The sequence below is a fragment of the Streptomyces deserti genome, assembly GCF_054782695.1.
The window spans coordinates 106,947-122,047 of the sequence record NZ_BAAGRZ010000019.1 but is presented as its reverse complement, the minus strand read 5'-3'; the positions used below and the strand labels follow the sequence as shown (position 1 = coordinate 122,047).

Genomic DNA, 15,101 nt, shown 5'->3' with positions numbered 1-15,101 from the left:
GACGTGTGAGGTGTTCGGCGATGGCCTGGATATCTGCGCTCGTTTCCGCCGCCGGCCGGGGAGGTGGCCGTGTCGGCCAGGTGGCGTCCGGCCTGCGAGGGCTCCTGCTGGGCGGGCCGGTGTTGCGGCGGGAGGCCGAGGCCCGGCCCGGGGGTGAGCGGGGAAAGGTCGTCGTCGAGCCGCGGTCGGCCTGGTTCGTGCAGGGTCAGGCGGCGGATCTGGGGCCGGTGACGGTGGCGTACGAACGGCAGGGGGCCGGGGAGCCCGTGGTCCTGCTGCACGGGCTCGGGTGTCACCGGCTGGCCTGGGACCCGGTCGTGCCGCTGCTGACCGGGCGCCGGGAGGTCATCGCGATGGATCTGCCGGGATTCGGCCAGTCCCCCGACCTTGATCCCGGTGTGCCCCGCGACCTGGAGACGGCTGTGGTGTGGCTGGGCTCGGTGTTCACGGCGCTGGGCGTCGAACGGCCGCACGTGGTCGGTCACTCCCTGGGCGGGCTGATCGCCCTGCGGCTGGGACAGGCCGGGCTCGCGCGCAGCGTGACCGCGCTGGCACCGGCCGGCTTCTGGACCGGCGCCGAGCGGCGCTACACGTACGCCGTGCTGAACGCGGCGCGCCAGGGCGTGCGGCTGCTGCCGCAGCCGGCTCTGGAAGCACTGGTGCGCACCGCACCCGCCCGTGCCGTGCTGACCGGCACCCTGTACGGCAGCGCGGATCTGTGCCCGCCCCATGCGGTGGCCGCGGCACTGCAGGGCCTGAAGGCCTCGGCCGCGTTCAAGGCGACCCTGCGGGCCGGGCGCGCACCGGGCCTGTTCACCGGCGACATCCCCGACGTACCGGTGACGATCGCCTGGGGCACCCGTGACCGCCTCCTGCCGCCCCGCCAGGCGGTCCGGGCTCGTGCGATGATCCCCGACGCCCGCCTCGTGCCGTTGTACGGCTGCGGTCACGTACCGATGCTGGACGCCCCCGAGGCGGTCGCCGCCGCGATCCTGCACGCCACGGAACCCGCTCCCCGGCCCATCTGAGCCCTGTGACCCGAGGGTCCCTGGCTCCGCGGGGCTCATCGCCTCCGGTGCTCCCGAGTACGGTGCTCCCGGTCAGCCGGAGGTCCCGTGGCGTCCGTCGTAGCCCGCCTACTGCTGCTGCTCTCCGCGCAGCTGCTCGATGGCGTCCAGGACTCCCTTCCGGCGGGCATGCGTGCGCTCGTAGGTCTCGATCACCGTCAGGTCCGCCGGGGACAGGTCGGGCAGCCGACGCTCGATCTGGTCCGTGCTGAGCTGGCTGAACCCGTGAATCGGCAGATCCTCCTCCCGCCTGACCGACCCCAGGACCTCCTCGGCGATGGGGCTGGACACGGGCATCTTCCGGTCCGCCCCCTCGGCCGCACTCTCGGCGGGCCGGCCGCCGCGCCCGGCGATGTCACGGGCCCGGTCGAAAGCGGTCCGCACGGTCTGGACCGCGGCCCCGGCCAGACCGCCGTCGCGGTTCTCTCCCGGTTCGGAGCCGTCGGTGGATGCCGCCACGGCGCGGGCATGTTCGGCGAGGCTGGCCTCCAGCGCACGCAGCAGTTCCTCGTCCTGACGGCGCAGCGAGCCGAACAGCTCGGCGGTCCCCTGGTCGTCCGCCTGTTCCGCGAGGACCTCCCCGGCCCGGCACGCCGCCAGCGCCCGCGCCGCCGACGCGTACTCGTCCTCCGCGTTCCTCAGCAGCTGCCGCGCATCGGCCGGGCCTCCGCCGGGCAGCACGCCCCTGACCACCCTCGACCCGATCGTCACCGGCAGCATCGCGGTACGCACCGCGCCCCGCGAAACCCACCGCGTCACTCCCGCCGCGGTGCCGAGCAGCCCCCGTGACTGCAGAACGCGCACCTGGTGCTGGATGCGCTGCAGACTGTCCTGAACCTCCTCGGCGTGGTGTTCGAGAAGCTGCCGGTGCGAACCCGGCGGCGTGACCGCCGCATCCGCCCGGAACCGGTCGAGGACGGCGGCGTGAGCCTGGCGCGCGTCTTCCAGCGCCGGTACCAGTTCCTCCGTCATCACTGCCATGCGGGACTCCTGAGTGAGGGAAGAGGGGCGGCCGTTCGCCGCGCAGGGAAGGCGGCTGCCCCTGGCGGCCGCCTTCCCTGACGGGGCAACCGGGACCATCCTGCGGGAACCAGGCCAAGATCGCCCGGCGGGAGGCCCGGAACGGGCGGTGCCCGGCGGATCACCGGGCCGCCGCAGCGTGCCGCCGACGGGGGCCGGGACTGCCCGGACTGGTCCGACTGGGTGGTGGCGAAGACGAAGCCACCCCCTCCTCCTGATGCCGCGGTAAGCCTCGGTGATCCCCCTGACGACCACCCGACGATCGCATGGCCCCCAAGCGCCCACCGCGCACGGGGGCGCCACCGCCGCGATGGGCGGTTCGACCGATCAGGACCCGGGCGCGCAGATGCGGTGGCCCGTGAGGGTGGAGTGGCGGTGTTGAGGCGCGCTGCCGAATCGATTCACAGCGGCGGCACTCGGCCGAGCCGGCTCCAACAGGCCCTGCTGGGCGGACGGCGTCCGAGGGACAGGCCGACTGCTCCTCGACCACGGAAGTAGCCCACAGGCGAACGGCCCGCCGGGCCCGCACCGGCGCGGCCCCTGCTTCGCCCCCGGGCCGGAGCGCGCGACACCAGCGGCACGGTGGCCTTCGCCCCCGCCGGAGGCGACCCGGGCCAGGACACCCGGACGTCGACGGGAGATCCTGGACTCAGGATGCGGATCGTCTGTGTCGTTGTCGTCCTGGCCGCCGCGAACCTGCTCAACAACTGGCTCGCGCGGGGGCCCTACGCGTATGTGCTCACCTGTGTGATCGCCACGGCCGTCCTGCTGTTGATCGCCCGCTGGGACGGTCTCACCCCGGCCGACCTGGGGCTCGACGCGGCGGGCGTGCGCCAGGGGCTGCGGTGGATGCCCGTCCTGGCCGGTGCCGTCCTCGTCGTCCTCCTGCTCCTCCTCGCCGTACCGGTCGGCCGGGAGGCCTTCCGCGATGCCAGGGCCGTCGACCTGTCCACGACGGAGCTGCTGTGGCGGGTGCTGGTGCGGGTGCCGTTCGGGACCGTGCTGCTGGAGGAGACGGCCTTCCGCGGTGTGCTGTGGGCCATGATCCGGCGCCGGCGCGGAACGGCGTGGGCCACCACCGTCTCGTCGCTGCTGTTCGGTCTGTGGCACCTGCTGCCCTCTCGCGGGCTGGGCCGCTCCAACGCCGGCGTCGCGACGGTCTTCGGCGGCGGCTCGGCGGACGTGACGCCGATCGTCATGGCGGCCGTCGCGGCCATGGTGGCCGCCGGGGTGGTGCTGTGCGAGCTGCGGCGCCGCTCCGGCAGCCTGCTGGCGCCCGCGGCCTTGCACTGGGCGATCAACGGCTTCGGCTACGCGCTGGCCTGGGCGACACCCCGATGGGGGCCCTCGGCCTGAACCCCCGGCAGTGTGCAGCGGACGCGCGCGCGAACCGCAGTCCGCGCGGCGTACCACCTCGTCGTGTCTTGTTGCTGTGGGAGGCTCCCAGACCTCCTGGAGGCTCGGTGCGGCGGACTGCTGCCCGCAGACGGGCCGGCAGTTCGTCCATGCTGAACGGCTTGGTGATGTAGTCGTCGGCGCCCGCGTCGAGCGCGGCGACCTTCTCGTCGTTGGCACGGCGCGCGGACAGGACGAGGATCGGTACGCGGGTCCAGCCGCGCAGCGCTGTGATGACGTCGACGCCGTCCATGTCCGGCAGACCGAGGTCGAGCATCACCACATCGGGCCGGCGGGCGGCGGCCAGGCGGAGCGCGGAGGCACCGTCGGGCGCCGCGTCCACTCCGTACTGACGGGCCCGCAGGTTGATCACGAGGGCTCGTACGAGCTGGGGGTCGTCTTCCACGACCAGCACCCGAGTCATCGGTGTGCGCCCTTCCTGTCGTGCGCGGGGCCGAAGAGATCACAGGGCCGTACGGCCGTACCACCGGCTCCCGCGCGGGTCGCATCACGCCATCAGCTCTTCGCCGCGAGTTCCTCGAGCGCGATGTTGAGTCGGAGGACGTTCACCCGGGGCTCGCCGACGAAGCCGAGGGTGCGGCCTTCGGTGTGTTCGTCGACGAGGTGCTGGACCTGGGCGACGGACAGGCCGTTCCTCTCCGCCACCCGGCGGACCTGGAGGTCCGCGTACTGCGGGGAGATGTCCGGGTCCAGGCCCGAGGCGGACGACGTCACAGCGTCGGCGGGCACGTCGGACGGCTTGACCGGGTGGCCGGGCACGGAGTTGTCCTTGATGACCGCGGCCCGGGCCGCCTTCACCTGATCGATCAGCTCCGGGTTGTCGGCGGCGAGGTTGGTGGCGCCGGACACCAGCAGCCTGTACCGGGTGTTGACGCTGTTGCTGCCGAGGCCGCCCGCCGGGCGGCCCTGGAACCACTTCAGGTCGGGATCCGGGGCGTCCTGCCCCTTCTTCAGCGGCAGGTTGTACGACTGCCCGATCAGCGAGGAGCCGACGACCCTGCCGTCCGCCTTGATCTCCGAGCCGTTCGCCTTGCCGGTGAACAGTCCCTGGGCGATACCGGTGACGACCAGCGGGTAGATGACGCCCGTCACCAGGGTCAGCACGAGGAGGGCGCGCAGGCCCGCCCCCAGCAACCGGGCGGTGTTCGATACCGAGTTGTTCATGGGGATCAGCACGCTTTCGAGGAACCGTTCGAGGAGTTACAGCCCGGGGATGAGGGAGATGAGCAGGTCGATGAGCTTGATGCCGATGAAGGGGGCGATCAGGCCGCCCAGGCCGTAGATCGCGAGGTTGCGGCGGAGCATCCTGTCCGCGCTGACCGGCCGGTACCGCACACCCCGGAGCGCGAGCGGGACCAGCGCGATGATGATCAGCGCGTTGAAGATGACGGCCGACAGGATCGCGGAGTCCGGCGAGGACAGCGCCATGATGTTCAGCTTGTCCAGGCCCGGGTGGACGGCCGCGAACAGCGCAGGGATGATCGCGAAGTACTTGGCGACGTCGTTGGCGATGGAGAACGTCGTCAACGCGCCCCGGGTGATGAGGAGTCGCTTGCCGATCTCGACGATCTCGATGAGCTTGGTCGGGTTGGAGTCGAGGTCGACCATGTTGCCGGCCTCCTTCGCGGCCGACGTACCGGTGTTCATCGCCACGCCGACGTCCGCCTGGGCCAGCGCCGGGGCGTCGTTCGTGCCGTCGCCGGTCATCGCGACCAGCTTGCCGCCGGCCGGCCAGGGCGTCCTGGTGCGCAGGCCGGGTGGGAGTGGCTGTGGACATCGAGTCCTCTTGCTTGTCTGTGCGGGTGGTCATGCCGCCAGCCCCTCCGCCAGCGGGCCCAGCGCCAGGGCCGGGAAGTACGTCAGACCGGTGATGATCACGATCGCGCCCACCAACAGGCTGCCGGGCGCGATCTCGCCCAGCATCATCCCGAGCAGGGTGATGCCGCCGCCCAGGCCGGTGAAGGAGGAGTGGAAGGAATCCACCGCGCCGGTCGACGTGAGCATCGTGGAGGTCGCGAAGATCGACGAGGCGCCCACGCCGGTCACAGCTTCGTCACTCCCTTGGCGACGAAGGCCACCAGCACGAAGAGCGCGACGGTGGTGAGGACGAAGGCCAGATCGGCCATCGCGAACTCCTGGAAGAGGTTCGGAACAGAAACGGACGGATCAAGGAAACGTCCCTGTTGACCGAGATCGAGCGCTGTTGACGGTTCTCTAACGGCAGCGCCGTCAGCTTTGACAGGGTTCTGACGCCCCGCCTCACCACCTGCGCCGGCAGCGCTCGTGCAGGTCACCGCGCAGGCATCGCGTCCCTACTCGGCGGGGTGGCGGTGGCCGTCAGAGGGTGGTCAACGAGCACCGTTGAAAGTAGGCTTCTTCGCTCATGACAATCGTTTCAAGGTGAGGTTCCCGTGACCGAGCAACAGGCCGCCGTCGGAGAGGTGTTCAGCGCGGGCGCCGAGGAGTTCCACCGCTGGTCACCGCTGCTGTGGGACCAGGTCGGGCAGGCCACGGCGGAGGTGTCGGCCCCGGCCCTCGGCGAGCGGGTGCTCGACGCCTGCTGCGGGGCCGGAGCGTCAGCCCTGCCCGCGGCCCGTGCCGTCGGCCCCGGAGGGCTGGTCGACGCGGTGGACCTCTCCGGCGCCCTCGTGACGCTCGGCGAGCAGCGCGCGCGGCAGGAGGGGCTGACCAATGTGCGGTTCCACCAGCACGACGTGACGGCCTGGTCGGCACCGGACGGCGGCTACGACCTGGTGCAGTGCGCCCTGGGCGTGTTCTTCTTCCCCGACATGGACCGTGATGCCGCCAAGCTCGTGGCGCTGCTGCGTCCGGGCGGCCGGCTCGCGGTGACCGTATGGGAGAAGGGAGCGCTCGGCGGCTGGGGGCAGGCGTTCAAGGGTGCGGTCGAGACGGAGCGGGAATGGCCGGGTTCCGCGCAGTCGGACCAACTGGCCCGCATCGACACCGCCGACGCGCTCGCCGCCTGGCTGGAGGGCCTCGGGCTGCACGAGCCCCGGGTCGTACGCCGGGAACTCGCCGTGCCGCTGACCCCCGCGACCGCCTGGGACCTGGCGGTGGGCAGCGGCACTCGCGCCCTGCTCGCCGGGCTCGCGCCCGCCGCGGTGGAACGCGTCCGCACGCGCTTCACGGCCGCGCTGGAGGCGGCGTCGGTGACGGATCTGGACGTACGGATCCTGACCGGAACGGCCGTGGCATGACGCGAAGGCCGCCTCACACCGCCACCCGGCAGGCCGCCGAGGGCTTCACGGCCGCGGTCTGCCGGGCCGAGGGCGGCTGCGGCGCGGCGGACGGCCGCGTGCTCGAAGCACTGCGCGGCGCCACCCGGAGGGCGCCGTTCGGGCTGCTCGTCGCCACCGGCTGCCTGGGCCGGCACCTGCACTGCCCGCACCACGAGGGCAATCAGGTGCCGCGCACCGGCCACCGGGTGGTGGTCCAGCCGTGCACCCGGGAGCGCACACCGCTCGGCCCCGCCCTGGCCTTCGGCCCGCTCATGGATCCGGCGCAGGCCGAGGCCCTGGCCGACTGGCTGGCGGAGGGCCTGAACCAAGGGCGCCGACCTCCGCGTCGGCTGCTGGCCGTACAACCGTCACACCGCCCGGAGCGGTAGCACAGCGGCAGCGGGCACGGTCGTCACACACCAGGGGGACGCGCCTTCGCGCCGCCCTCCCCGCAGACGCCCTGATGTGAACACCGCCGAGCGCCACCGTGGCCGCGGCGTTACCCCTCCCCTTGCGGTACGACACCGGCGCCCGGGGCGTAAGAGGGCGCACGTGAGGGAAAGGTGCTATACGGCGAACCGCAGGAGGAAGCGTCGGCCGCGCTCGGCATGCCGGGCCTTGGCGTTCTCGGGGGAGGGACACGCATGGGCAGGCCCCTGTACCTGGCACCCCGGCTCGGTGCCCGGTTGCGGTCCCTTCTCCAAGCCCCCGACTTCCTGCACATGCTCACCCAGGCGCTGGGATCACCGCTCAACGTGCTCGTGCCCGACCAGATCGCCGAGAACCTCGAGCGGTTCCGTTCCGTCTACCGCAGGCACCACCTGTCGGGCCAGGTCTTCTTCGCCCACAAGGCCAACCGGTCGAGTTCCCTGCTGCGGCGGCTCGCCGCCACGGACGCGGGCGTGGACGTGGCGTCGCTGGGCGAACTGCAGCACGCTCTCGGCGCCGGCTTCGTGCCCGACCGGATCGTGGCCACCGGGCCCAAGAACCCTCAGTTCCTGTGGCTGGCGGCCCGCGCCGGAGTGACCGTCAGCGTCGACTCGGCCGGTGAACTGGACGAGCTCGCCGGTCTCGTCCGCAAGCACGCACTCCCCCGGGCCCGCGTCATGCTGCGGTTGTCGGGATTCGAGGCATCCGGCGTGCGGGTGCTGAGCCGGCGCAGCCGCTTCGGCTCGCCCGTGCACGACCTCGACACGCTGCTGGAGACCGTCGAACGGCACGGGGACACGGTCGAACTGACCGGCGTGGCCTACCACTTGGACACCACCAGTCTCACCGAGAAGGCCACGGCCCTGGAGGGCTGCCTGGCCGTGCTGGAGGCGTGCCGGAGCCGCGGGCTGCGTCCGCGGGCCGTGGACATCGGCGGCGGATTCGGCGTCAACTACCTGGCGGACCGGGAGCAGTGGGAGCGGTACACGACCGAGCTCACGGAAGCCGTGCTGGGCAGGCGCCCACCCCTGACCTGGCAGGGGCACGGTTACGGGCTGCGCAACGAGGGCGGCACGGTGCGCGGAACGCTGGGGCTGTACCCGGCTCACCGGCCGGTCGCCGGTGAGCGGTATCTGGACGAGTTGCTGGCGCAGCCCGCCGCGTCGCTCGGTGGCCGCCCGCTGGCCGCACTGCTGCTGGAGTACCTGTACGACCTGTACGTCGAACCGGGGCGGGCCCTGGTGGACCAGTGCGGGGTCACGCTGGCGACCGTACTCGAGGTGCGCGACTCCGGCACCGGCGATGCCCTGCTGGTCCGGCTGGCGCTGAAGGCCGCAGACGTGGCCCTGGAGGACCACGGGGTGTTGCTGGACCCCGTCGTCGTCCCCAGGGACGGCACCGCGGTCCGCTCCGGCACCGGGCCCGTCGGTGTCCATCTCTTCGGCAGCCTCTGCCTGGAGAGCGACCTGATCACCCGGCGGACCGTGTTCCTTCCGCGCCGGCCGGAACCGGGCGATCTGATGGTCTTCGCCAACACCGCCGGCTACGCCATGGACTTCCACGCCGGCCAGGCACAGCACCAGCCCGTCGCCCGCAAGGTCGCCGCCTGGCAGGACGGCGGCTCATGGCGTTGGAGCCTCGACGAACAGTACTGGCCGACCACGCCCTCGGGGGGACATCAGTGAGGTACGACAGCATCACCGAGGTCATCGGCAACACTCCCCTGGTGCGCATCGATCCGGACGTCACCGGCCTGCAAAACATCGACTTGTTCGCCAAGCTGGAGATGCTCAACCCCTTCGGCTCGGTCAAGGACCGGGCCGCCTGGAACATGGCGCGTCCCCATCTGGACGACGCGGTCGAGCACGGAAGTCAGATCGTCGAACTCTCCAGCGGCAACACGGCCAAGGCGCTGGCCGTCATCGCGGGGATGCACGGCCTGACCTTCAAGAGCGTCACCAACCGTATGAGGGTGCCGGAGATCAAGGACCTGCTCCTGCTGCTGGGCGCTCAGATCGAGGAGCTGCCGGGGCAGAGCGAGTGCCTCGACCCGACCGCGACCGACGACCCGCTGACCCTGTTCCACCGCACCCTCGCCGAGTCCGGCACGGCCTGTCTGCACACCGACCAGTACTTCAACCCCCGCAACACGGAAGCGCACCTGGCCGGCACCGGCCCGGAGATCGTCAAGGACCTGGACGGCCGGGCTCCGGACTGGTTCATCGCCTGCGTGGGCACCGCCGGCTCCTCCACCGGCGTGGCCCGGGTGCTGCGCGAGCACGACCCGAAGGTTCGGGTCGTCGGGCTGGTCGGGGGCAAGTCCGACTTCATACCGGGCATCCGCACCATCGACGAGGTCCAGGAGGTCGGCCTGTTCGACCCGGACACCTACGACGTGATGGAGACGGTGAGCGCGGACGAAGCCATCGAGGGGATGCTCACCCTGGTCCGCCGCTGCGGGATGCTGGCCGGCCCCACCGGCGGAGCCGCCTACTTCGGCGCGATCCGCCATCTGCGCGAGGTGGACGCACAGCTGACGGAGCGTCAGGCGGAGCGCCGGACGGCCGTCTTCATCGTCTGCGACCGCGTGGAGAGCTATCTGAGCTACGTCCGGCAGCGGCGGCCCGACCTGCTGGGCCGGCCCCGGAGGAAGAACTCGGTGGCCGATCTGTCCGACGCCGAAGTGAGCGCCGCCCCTGCCATCGGTGTGGCGGACGCCCAGCGGTGGATCGCCACCGGCGAGCCGCTCGTGGTCGACCTGCGCAGCCCGTTCGCATACGCGGCGCTGCACATCGACGGGTCCGTCAACATCGTCGACGAGCTGTTCGACGAGCTCGTGCGGGGCGGTCTGCCCTTCAGCCGGAGCCGGCCGGTGCTGCTGGCCTGTCCGGTCGGCGAGAAGTCCGCCCGGTACGCGGCCCTGCTGACCCGCATGGGACATCCGGACGTCCGCAGCCTCGCCGGCGGCATCGTCGCCTGGCGCGATGCGGGCGCTCCCCTGGTACGGGACTGACATGACCGTCACCTCGGCCCGGGGCAACGGCATGGTCTTCCCCGACGACCTGCGGGACTGGCAGCGCGAGCTGCGCGGCCAGTTCCCGATCATCACGGCCCATCCGGAGCTGGCCTACCTGGACAGTGCCGCCACCGCCCAGAAACCGCAGTCCGTGCTGGACGCCGTCCAGACGTACCTCACCACCGCCAACGCCAACGCCGGGCGCGGCACCTACACCTGGGCCAACCGCACCACGGAACTGGTGGAGCGGACCCGGGACCGCGTCAGGGAGTTTTTGGCCGACCCGGCTCCGGAACGCTCCGGCGTGTACTTCACCAGCGGCACGACCGAGGGGCTGCGCACGATCGCCCGCGACTGGCTGACCTCGTACCTCACCGACGGGGACGAGATCGTCGCCCCCGTCGCCGACCACCAGGCCAACATCGCGCCCTGGCTGGAGACGCAGGCACTCCTGGCCGGTCAGGGGGTGCGCGTCCACGTCCGTCCGATGCCGTACCAGCCCGGCTCCCACGACTACGACCACCTCGCACTGGCACAACTGGCCGGGCCGCGCACCCGGTTCGTCGCCACCACCCACGTCCACCACGTCTACGGCGGCAACATGAACGTCCACCGCATCCGCCAGGCGGTCGGCCCGGACGCGGTCATCTGCCTCGACGCCGCCCAGAGCATCGGCCACCTGCCGGTGTCCGTGGCCGACCTGGACGTGGACTTCGTCGTCTTCTCCGGGCACAAGGCCCTGGCCCTGCCCGGCACGGGCGCGGTCTGGGCTCGGCAGGCACGTGGACCGGCCTTCTCCCCCGGCGGGTGGAACGGCACCCCGAACACCACCGGCATCGCCTCCCTCGCCGCCGCGCTCGACTGGCTGGAGGCCGCAGGCACCGACCGCGTCGAGCGCTGGACGGTGGCCCTGGCGGCCCGGCTCACCGAGGGACTGCGCCACCTGGACGCCTACGAGATCCTCGGCTGCCACCTCAGCCTGGCCGCCGACTCGCCCGTCCAGCAGCGCCAGGGCATCGTCACCTTCCGGCACCGCGACATCGACTCGGGCGACCTCGGCTTCATCCTCTTCAGCCACGGCTTCATGGTCCGCTCGGACCACCACTGCCAAGGCAGCGCGGGTGAGACGACCGGATCGGTACGGGTCAGCCTGCACGTGTACAACACCCCTGAGGAAATCGACCGGTTGTTGTCCGTACTCGCCGGCCTTCACTGAGATGGCCGCGCCAGATGTGAATGAGAACCGTTTCCACCTGTAGGGTGCGAGAGTTCCCGGAAGACAGGTGCGAACGGCGAGGGTGGCACGACCGGATGGGGCTGAGCATGGCGACGGCCGAGCTGTGGGTGGAACGCTGGGAACGCCAGCAGCAGCGGTACGCCGTCGGCCGCGAGGAGCGGTTCACGGTCATCGCGGACGTGGTCGAGCACATCACGGCCGACAGCCCCGCCACGCCCCTGGTACTCGACCTGGGCTGCGGCCCCGGCTCTCTGGCGGCACGACTGGCCCGGCGACTGCGGGACGCGGAAATCGTGGCCGTGGACTTGGACCCCCTGCTGCTGGAGCTGGCCCGCACCCATCACGGCGCCGCCGCCCGCTATGTCGAGGCGGTCATCGGCGAGCCCGGCTGGATCCGGGCACTGGGCCTGGACCGCCCGCTGGACGCGGCCGTGTCCACCACCGCGCTGCACTACCTCGCCCAGGACGATCTGCGGCGCACGTACCGGCAACTCGCCGCGCTGCTGCGTCCCGGCGGAGTCCTCGTCAACGGCGACCACCTGCCACCGGAGGGCAGCCCCCGGGCCGCCGGGATCGTCACCCACGTCGCACGACGCCGGGCGGAGCGGCAGCAGGCGTTCACCCACGAGGACTGGGACTCCTGGTGGGCGGCCGTGGCCGACGACCCGGAACTGGCGGACCTCCTCGCCGAACGCCGCCGCCGGCAGCCACGCGACGGCACGCGTGCGGGAACCGGCCCCGGCCTGCCGCTGTCCACGCATCTGCGGCTGCTACGGCAGGCCGGGTTCGCGCATGCCGGTCCCGTCTGGCAGTACGGCAACAGTTACGTCGTGGTGGCGACCCGTTAGACGACCTGCCGCGCCGGCCGGTCCCCGTCCGGTCGCCGGACGAGCTACGCGAGGAGCCGAGGAAGGCGTTGATCACCGGGGCTCGGGAACGGTTCGCCCGGCGCCCCACTGCCGGGTCCGGTAGGTGCCCATCAGTCGGCAGAGGATGTAGATCGTGAACGAGATGGTGGTGACGTAGGGGCTGATGGGGATGCTGCTGCCCAGGGCGAGCAGGATCCCGCCCAGGATGGAGGCCACCGCGAACGCGACGCTCAGCACGGGCAGCAGCACGGGGGACGCCGTGATCCGCGCCGCGGCGGCCGCGGGGGTGACGAGGAGGGTGAGGACCAGCAGCGCCCCCACGATCTGCACGGACAGCGCGACCGCGAGCCCCAGTACGATCATGAAGGCGAAGGACAGGGCGCGGACCGGCACGCCCCGCGCCTCGGCCACCTCCGGGTCGGCGCTGACGAACGCCAGCGGCCGCCACATCACCGCCAGCGCCAGGAGCACCACGGCCGACGTGCCGAGCAGCCAGGACATCTGCGGGGTGTCGACGGCGACGATCTGCCCGGTGAGGATGCCGAACTTGTTCGCTGCCCGGCCCTTGTACAGGGCGAGGAAGAGCACGCCCAGTCCGAGGCCGAACGGCATGAGAGTGCCGATCACCGAGTTGCGGTCCCGGGCGCGGGAGCCGAGCAGACCGATCGTCCCGGCCGCGATCAGCGATCCGACGATCGAGCCGCCCACGATGTTCACCCCCAGCAGCAGGGCGGCCGAGGCGCCGGCGAACGACAGCTCGCTGATACCGTGCACCGCGAACGGCAGGTCCCGCATGATCACGAAGACGCCCACCAGGCCGCCGACCAGGCCGAGCGCGGCGCCGGCGATGAGGGAGTTGCGCACCAGGGCGAGCAGTTCTCCGTAGTCGGCGAAGTTGAAGATCTGCTGCCAGATCCCGTCGGCGAGGGTCATGGCCGTACTCCGTGCGGCAGTTCGGGATGGTGCGGCGGTTCCGGATGGTGCGGCGGCTCGGTCACTTCGTCGGGCACGCCCACGACCGTGATCCGGTCCCGGACGCGGACGACGTCGACCTGCGTGCCGTACAACCGCGACAGCGCCTCGGAGGTCAGCACCTCGTCCGGCGTGCCGACCCGGTGGCCGCCGCGGGCGAGGTAGAGCACGCGATCCACCAGTCCCAGTACGGGGTTGATCTCGTGGGTGACGAAGACCACCGCCGTGCCGTGGGAGCGGCGCCGGGCGTCCACCAGTTCCGTCACGGCCCGTTGATGGTGCAGGTCGAGGGAGAGCAGGGGTTCGTCGCAGAGCAGGATCCGCGGGTCGGTCGCCAGCGCCTGTCCGATGCGTACGCGCTGCCGTTCGCCGCCGGAGAGCAGGCCGACGGGGACGTCCGCGTACGCGGCGGCCCCGACGGCGTCGAGGACCTCGTCCACCCGGCGGCGCACGGCGCCGGTGCGCAGCCGGGGTCCGAAGCCGTGTCCGTCGATGCCGAAGCGGACCAGGTCCCGGGCGCGGAGCATCGCGTGGGCGGGCAGCGTCGCCTGCTGCGGGACGTAGCCGATGTGCCGGCTGCCCTTGCGGGGCGGGCGGCCCAGGACCGTGAGCGTGCCGCCGGACAGCTGCCGCCCGCCCAGCAGGGCGCGTACGAAGCTGGTCTTGCCCGATCCGTTCGGCCCGAGCACGGCCAGGAACTCCCCGGGCCGTACGTCCAGATCCAGCCCCTGCCACAGCACGCGCTCGCCGTAGGACAGGGCCGCGCCGCGCAGGCTGATGAGCGCGGCGTCCGCGCCACGGTCCTCGGCCCTGCCCTCGCGGGCACGGGGCAAGGAGGCCACCGTGGGCCGCCTCACTTGCCCAGCGCGCCGGCGAGCGCGTCGACGTTGGCGGTCATCCAGCTGAGGTAGTCCTGGCCATGGGGCAGGGTCTCGGTGACGGGGACGACGGGAATCCGGGCGGTCCTGGCCGCCTGCTCGGCCTTCTCGGTCTGCGGGCCGGAGGTCTGCGCGTTGTAGACGAGCGCCTTGACCTTCTTGTCCGTGAACAGCGCCAGCGTGTCCCGCAGGGTCCTCGGGGAGACGTCGTCACCTTGCTCGACGGCCTCGCTGAACTCCTGGGGCGTCGCGTTCTTGAGCCCGCTCGCCTCGATCATGTACAGCGGCACGGGCTCGGTGATGGCCACTTCCTCGCCGCCGTGGTCCTTCTTGATCTCCGCTTCCTTCGTCTCCAGCGGCTTCAGCTTCGCCTTGAAGGCGTTCGCGTTCCCGGTGAAGGTGGCGGCGTCGTCCGGGTCTGCCTTGCCCAGGACGGCGGCGAGGCGGTCGGCGAGCCTGCCGACCGTGGGGAAGTCGTACCAGACGTGCTCGTTGAGCTCCCCGCCCGCCGGAGCGGTCTTCCCCGAGACCTTGACCGCGTTGACGACCTCGACCGACGAGTTGTCGCTGCTCTTGAGCATCCGGTCGATGAAGTCGTCGTAACCCCCGCCGTTCTCGACGACGACCTTCGCCTTGGACAGCACCAACTGGTTCTGGGTGCTGGCCTCGTAGGAGTGCGGGTCCTGGTCCGGGTCGCTGATGATCGAGGTGACCTTCACCTTCCCGCCGCCGATCTGCTCGACGATGTCCCCGTAGACGTTCGTCGAGGCCACCACCGGGATGGCGGACGAGGCAGCGGGGCTCTGAGAGGCACCGGTGCCGGTGCCGGAACCGGACGAGCCGCCGCATCCGGCCAGGACCACCAAGGAGACGCCGGTTATGAGTGGCGCCAGACGCCGGGACGAGGACGCGCGCATGGAGGATCCCTCCGCAGTGAAGTGAGTTGTCCGCCGAGCTC

15 protein-coding genes and 2 pseudogenes are annotated in these 15,101 nt (G+C 71.7%); 8 read left to right on the top strand and 9 right to left on the bottom strand.

Going from position 1 to position 15,101, the window contains the following annotated elements:
* Positions 1–20 precede the first annotated feature (20 nt).
* Complete coding sequence (locus ACYVMZ_RS27075; RefSeq protein WP_461084078.1) at positions 21–1,028, top strand: alpha/beta fold hydrolase; 1,008 nt, start codon at positions 21–23, stop codon at positions 1,026–1,028.
* A gap of 108 nt (positions 1,029–1,136) precedes the next feature.
* On the opposite strand, the gene ACYVMZ_RS27070 is transcribed toward ACYVMZ_RS27075, so the two are convergent.
* The gene (locus ACYVMZ_RS27070) at positions 1,137–2,048 is read right to left on the bottom strand and encodes a hypothetical protein (protein ID WP_461084076.1); all 912 of its coding nucleotides are present in this window, start codon (positions 2,046–2,048) and stop codon (positions 1,137–1,139) included.
* A gap of 693 nt (positions 2,049–2,741) precedes the next feature.
* Between ACYVMZ_RS27070 and ACYVMZ_RS27065 the strand changes: the two genes are divergently transcribed.
* Positions 2,742–3,443: a lysostaphin resistance A-like protein gene (locus ACYVMZ_RS27065; protein WP_461084074.1), complete on the top strand. Its 702-nt coding sequence runs from the start codon at positions 2,742–2,744 to the stop codon at positions 3,441–3,443.
* 91 nt (positions 3,444–3,534) lie between these two features.
* On the opposite strand, the pseudogene ACYVMZ_RS27060 reads toward ACYVMZ_RS27065, so the two are convergent.
* The 5 genes and pseudogenes from ACYVMZ_RS27060 to ACYVMZ_RS27040 all read right to left on the bottom strand — a co-directional run.
* Positions 3,535–3,906 (bottom strand): annotated as a pseudogene (locus ACYVMZ_RS27060) (response regulator transcription factor); the annotation flags it as partial.
* Between the two features lie 92 nt (positions 3,907–3,998).
* The gene (locus ACYVMZ_RS27055) at positions 3,999–4,667 is read right to left on the bottom strand and encodes a potassium-transporting ATPase subunit C (RefSeq protein ID WP_461084072.1); all 669 of its coding nucleotides are present in this window, start codon (positions 4,665–4,667) and stop codon (positions 3,999–4,001) included.
* Positions 4,668–4,703: 36 nt separating this feature from the next.
* Positions 4,704–5,231: pseudogene (locus ACYVMZ_RS27050) on the bottom strand (HAD-IC family P-type ATPase); the annotation flags it as partial.
* Positions 5,232–5,309: 78 nt separating this feature from the next.
* Entirely contained in the window at positions 5,310–5,549 is a 240-nt protein-coding gene (locus ACYVMZ_RS27045) for a potassium-transporting ATPase subunit KdpA (RefSeq protein ID WP_461084070.1), read from the bottom strand.
* Positions 5,546–5,797: a hypothetical protein gene (locus ACYVMZ_RS27040; RefSeq protein WP_461084068.1), complete on the bottom strand. Its 252-nt coding sequence runs from the start codon at positions 5,795–5,797 to the stop codon at positions 5,546–5,548. Before ACYVMZ_RS27040 ends, ACYVMZ_RS27045 begins: the two co-directional genes overlap by 4 nt.
* A 117-nt stretch (positions 5,798–5,914) precedes the next feature.
* Here ACYVMZ_RS27040 and ACYVMZ_RS27035 point away from each other — a divergent pair, with 117 nt between their 5' ends.
* The 6 genes from ACYVMZ_RS27035 (at position 5,915) to ACYVMZ_RS27010 (ending at position 12,272) form a co-directional block, all read left to right on the top strand.
* Positions 5,915–6,721, top strand: a complete 807-nt coding sequence (locus ACYVMZ_RS27035) for a class I SAM-dependent methyltransferase (protein WP_461084066.1) — start codon at positions 5,915–5,917, stop codon at positions 6,719–6,721.
* Entirely contained in the window at positions 6,718–7,131 is a 414-nt protein-coding gene (locus ACYVMZ_RS27030) for a hypothetical protein (protein ID WP_461084064.1), read from the top strand. Before ACYVMZ_RS27035 ends, ACYVMZ_RS27030 begins: the two co-directional genes overlap by 4 nt.
* A 255-nt stretch (positions 7,132–7,386) precedes the next feature.
* Positions 7,387–8,856: a Y4yA family PLP-dependent enzyme gene (locus tag ACYVMZ_RS27025; protein WP_461084062.1), complete on the top strand. Its 1,470-nt coding sequence runs from the start codon at positions 7,387–7,389 to the stop codon at positions 8,854–8,856.
* Positions 8,853–10,184 (top strand): pyridoxal-phosphate dependent enzyme, encoded by a 1,332-nt coding sequence (locus ACYVMZ_RS27020; RefSeq protein ID WP_461084060.1) that lies wholly within the window; start codon positions 8,853–8,855, stop codon positions 10,182–10,184. Before ACYVMZ_RS27025 ends, ACYVMZ_RS27020 begins: the two co-directional genes overlap by 4 nt.
* Before the next feature lies 1 nt (position 10,185).
* Positions 10,186–11,403 carry an aminotransferase class V-fold PLP-dependent enzyme gene (locus ACYVMZ_RS27015; protein WP_461084058.1) on the top strand — a complete coding sequence of 406 codons (1,218 nt, stop codon included), beginning with the start codon at positions 10,186–10,188 and terminating at the stop codon, positions 11,401–11,403.
* Positions 11,404–11,498: 95 nt separating this feature from the next.
* Complete coding sequence (locus ACYVMZ_RS27010; protein ID WP_461084056.1) at positions 11,499–12,272, top strand: class I SAM-dependent methyltransferase; 774 nt, start codon at positions 11,499–11,501, stop codon at positions 12,270–12,272.
* 72 nt (positions 12,273–12,344) lie between these two features.
* Here ACYVMZ_RS27010 and ACYVMZ_RS27005 read toward each other — a convergent pair whose 3' ends face one another.
* From ACYVMZ_RS27005 to ACYVMZ_RS26995, 3 genes are read right to left on the bottom strand one after another with little or no spacing between them, the layout of a single operon-like run.
* Positions 12,345–13,226 (bottom strand): metal ABC transporter permease, encoded by an 882-nt coding sequence (locus tag ACYVMZ_RS27005; protein ID WP_461084054.1) that lies wholly within the window; start codon positions 13,224–13,226, stop codon positions 12,345–12,347.
* Positions 13,223–14,098 (bottom strand): metal ABC transporter ATP-binding protein, encoded by an 876-nt coding sequence (locus ACYVMZ_RS27000; RefSeq protein WP_461084052.1) that lies wholly within the window; start codon positions 14,096–14,098, stop codon positions 13,223–13,225. Before ACYVMZ_RS27000 ends, ACYVMZ_RS27005 begins: the two co-directional genes overlap by 4 nt.
* 20 nt (positions 14,099–14,118) lie before the next feature.
* Positions 14,119–15,060, bottom strand: a complete 942-nt coding sequence (locus ACYVMZ_RS26995) for a metal ABC transporter solute-binding protein, Zn/Mn family (RefSeq protein ID WP_461084050.1) — start codon at positions 15,058–15,060, stop codon at positions 14,119–14,121.
* Positions 15,061–15,101: the final 41 nt, after the last annotated feature.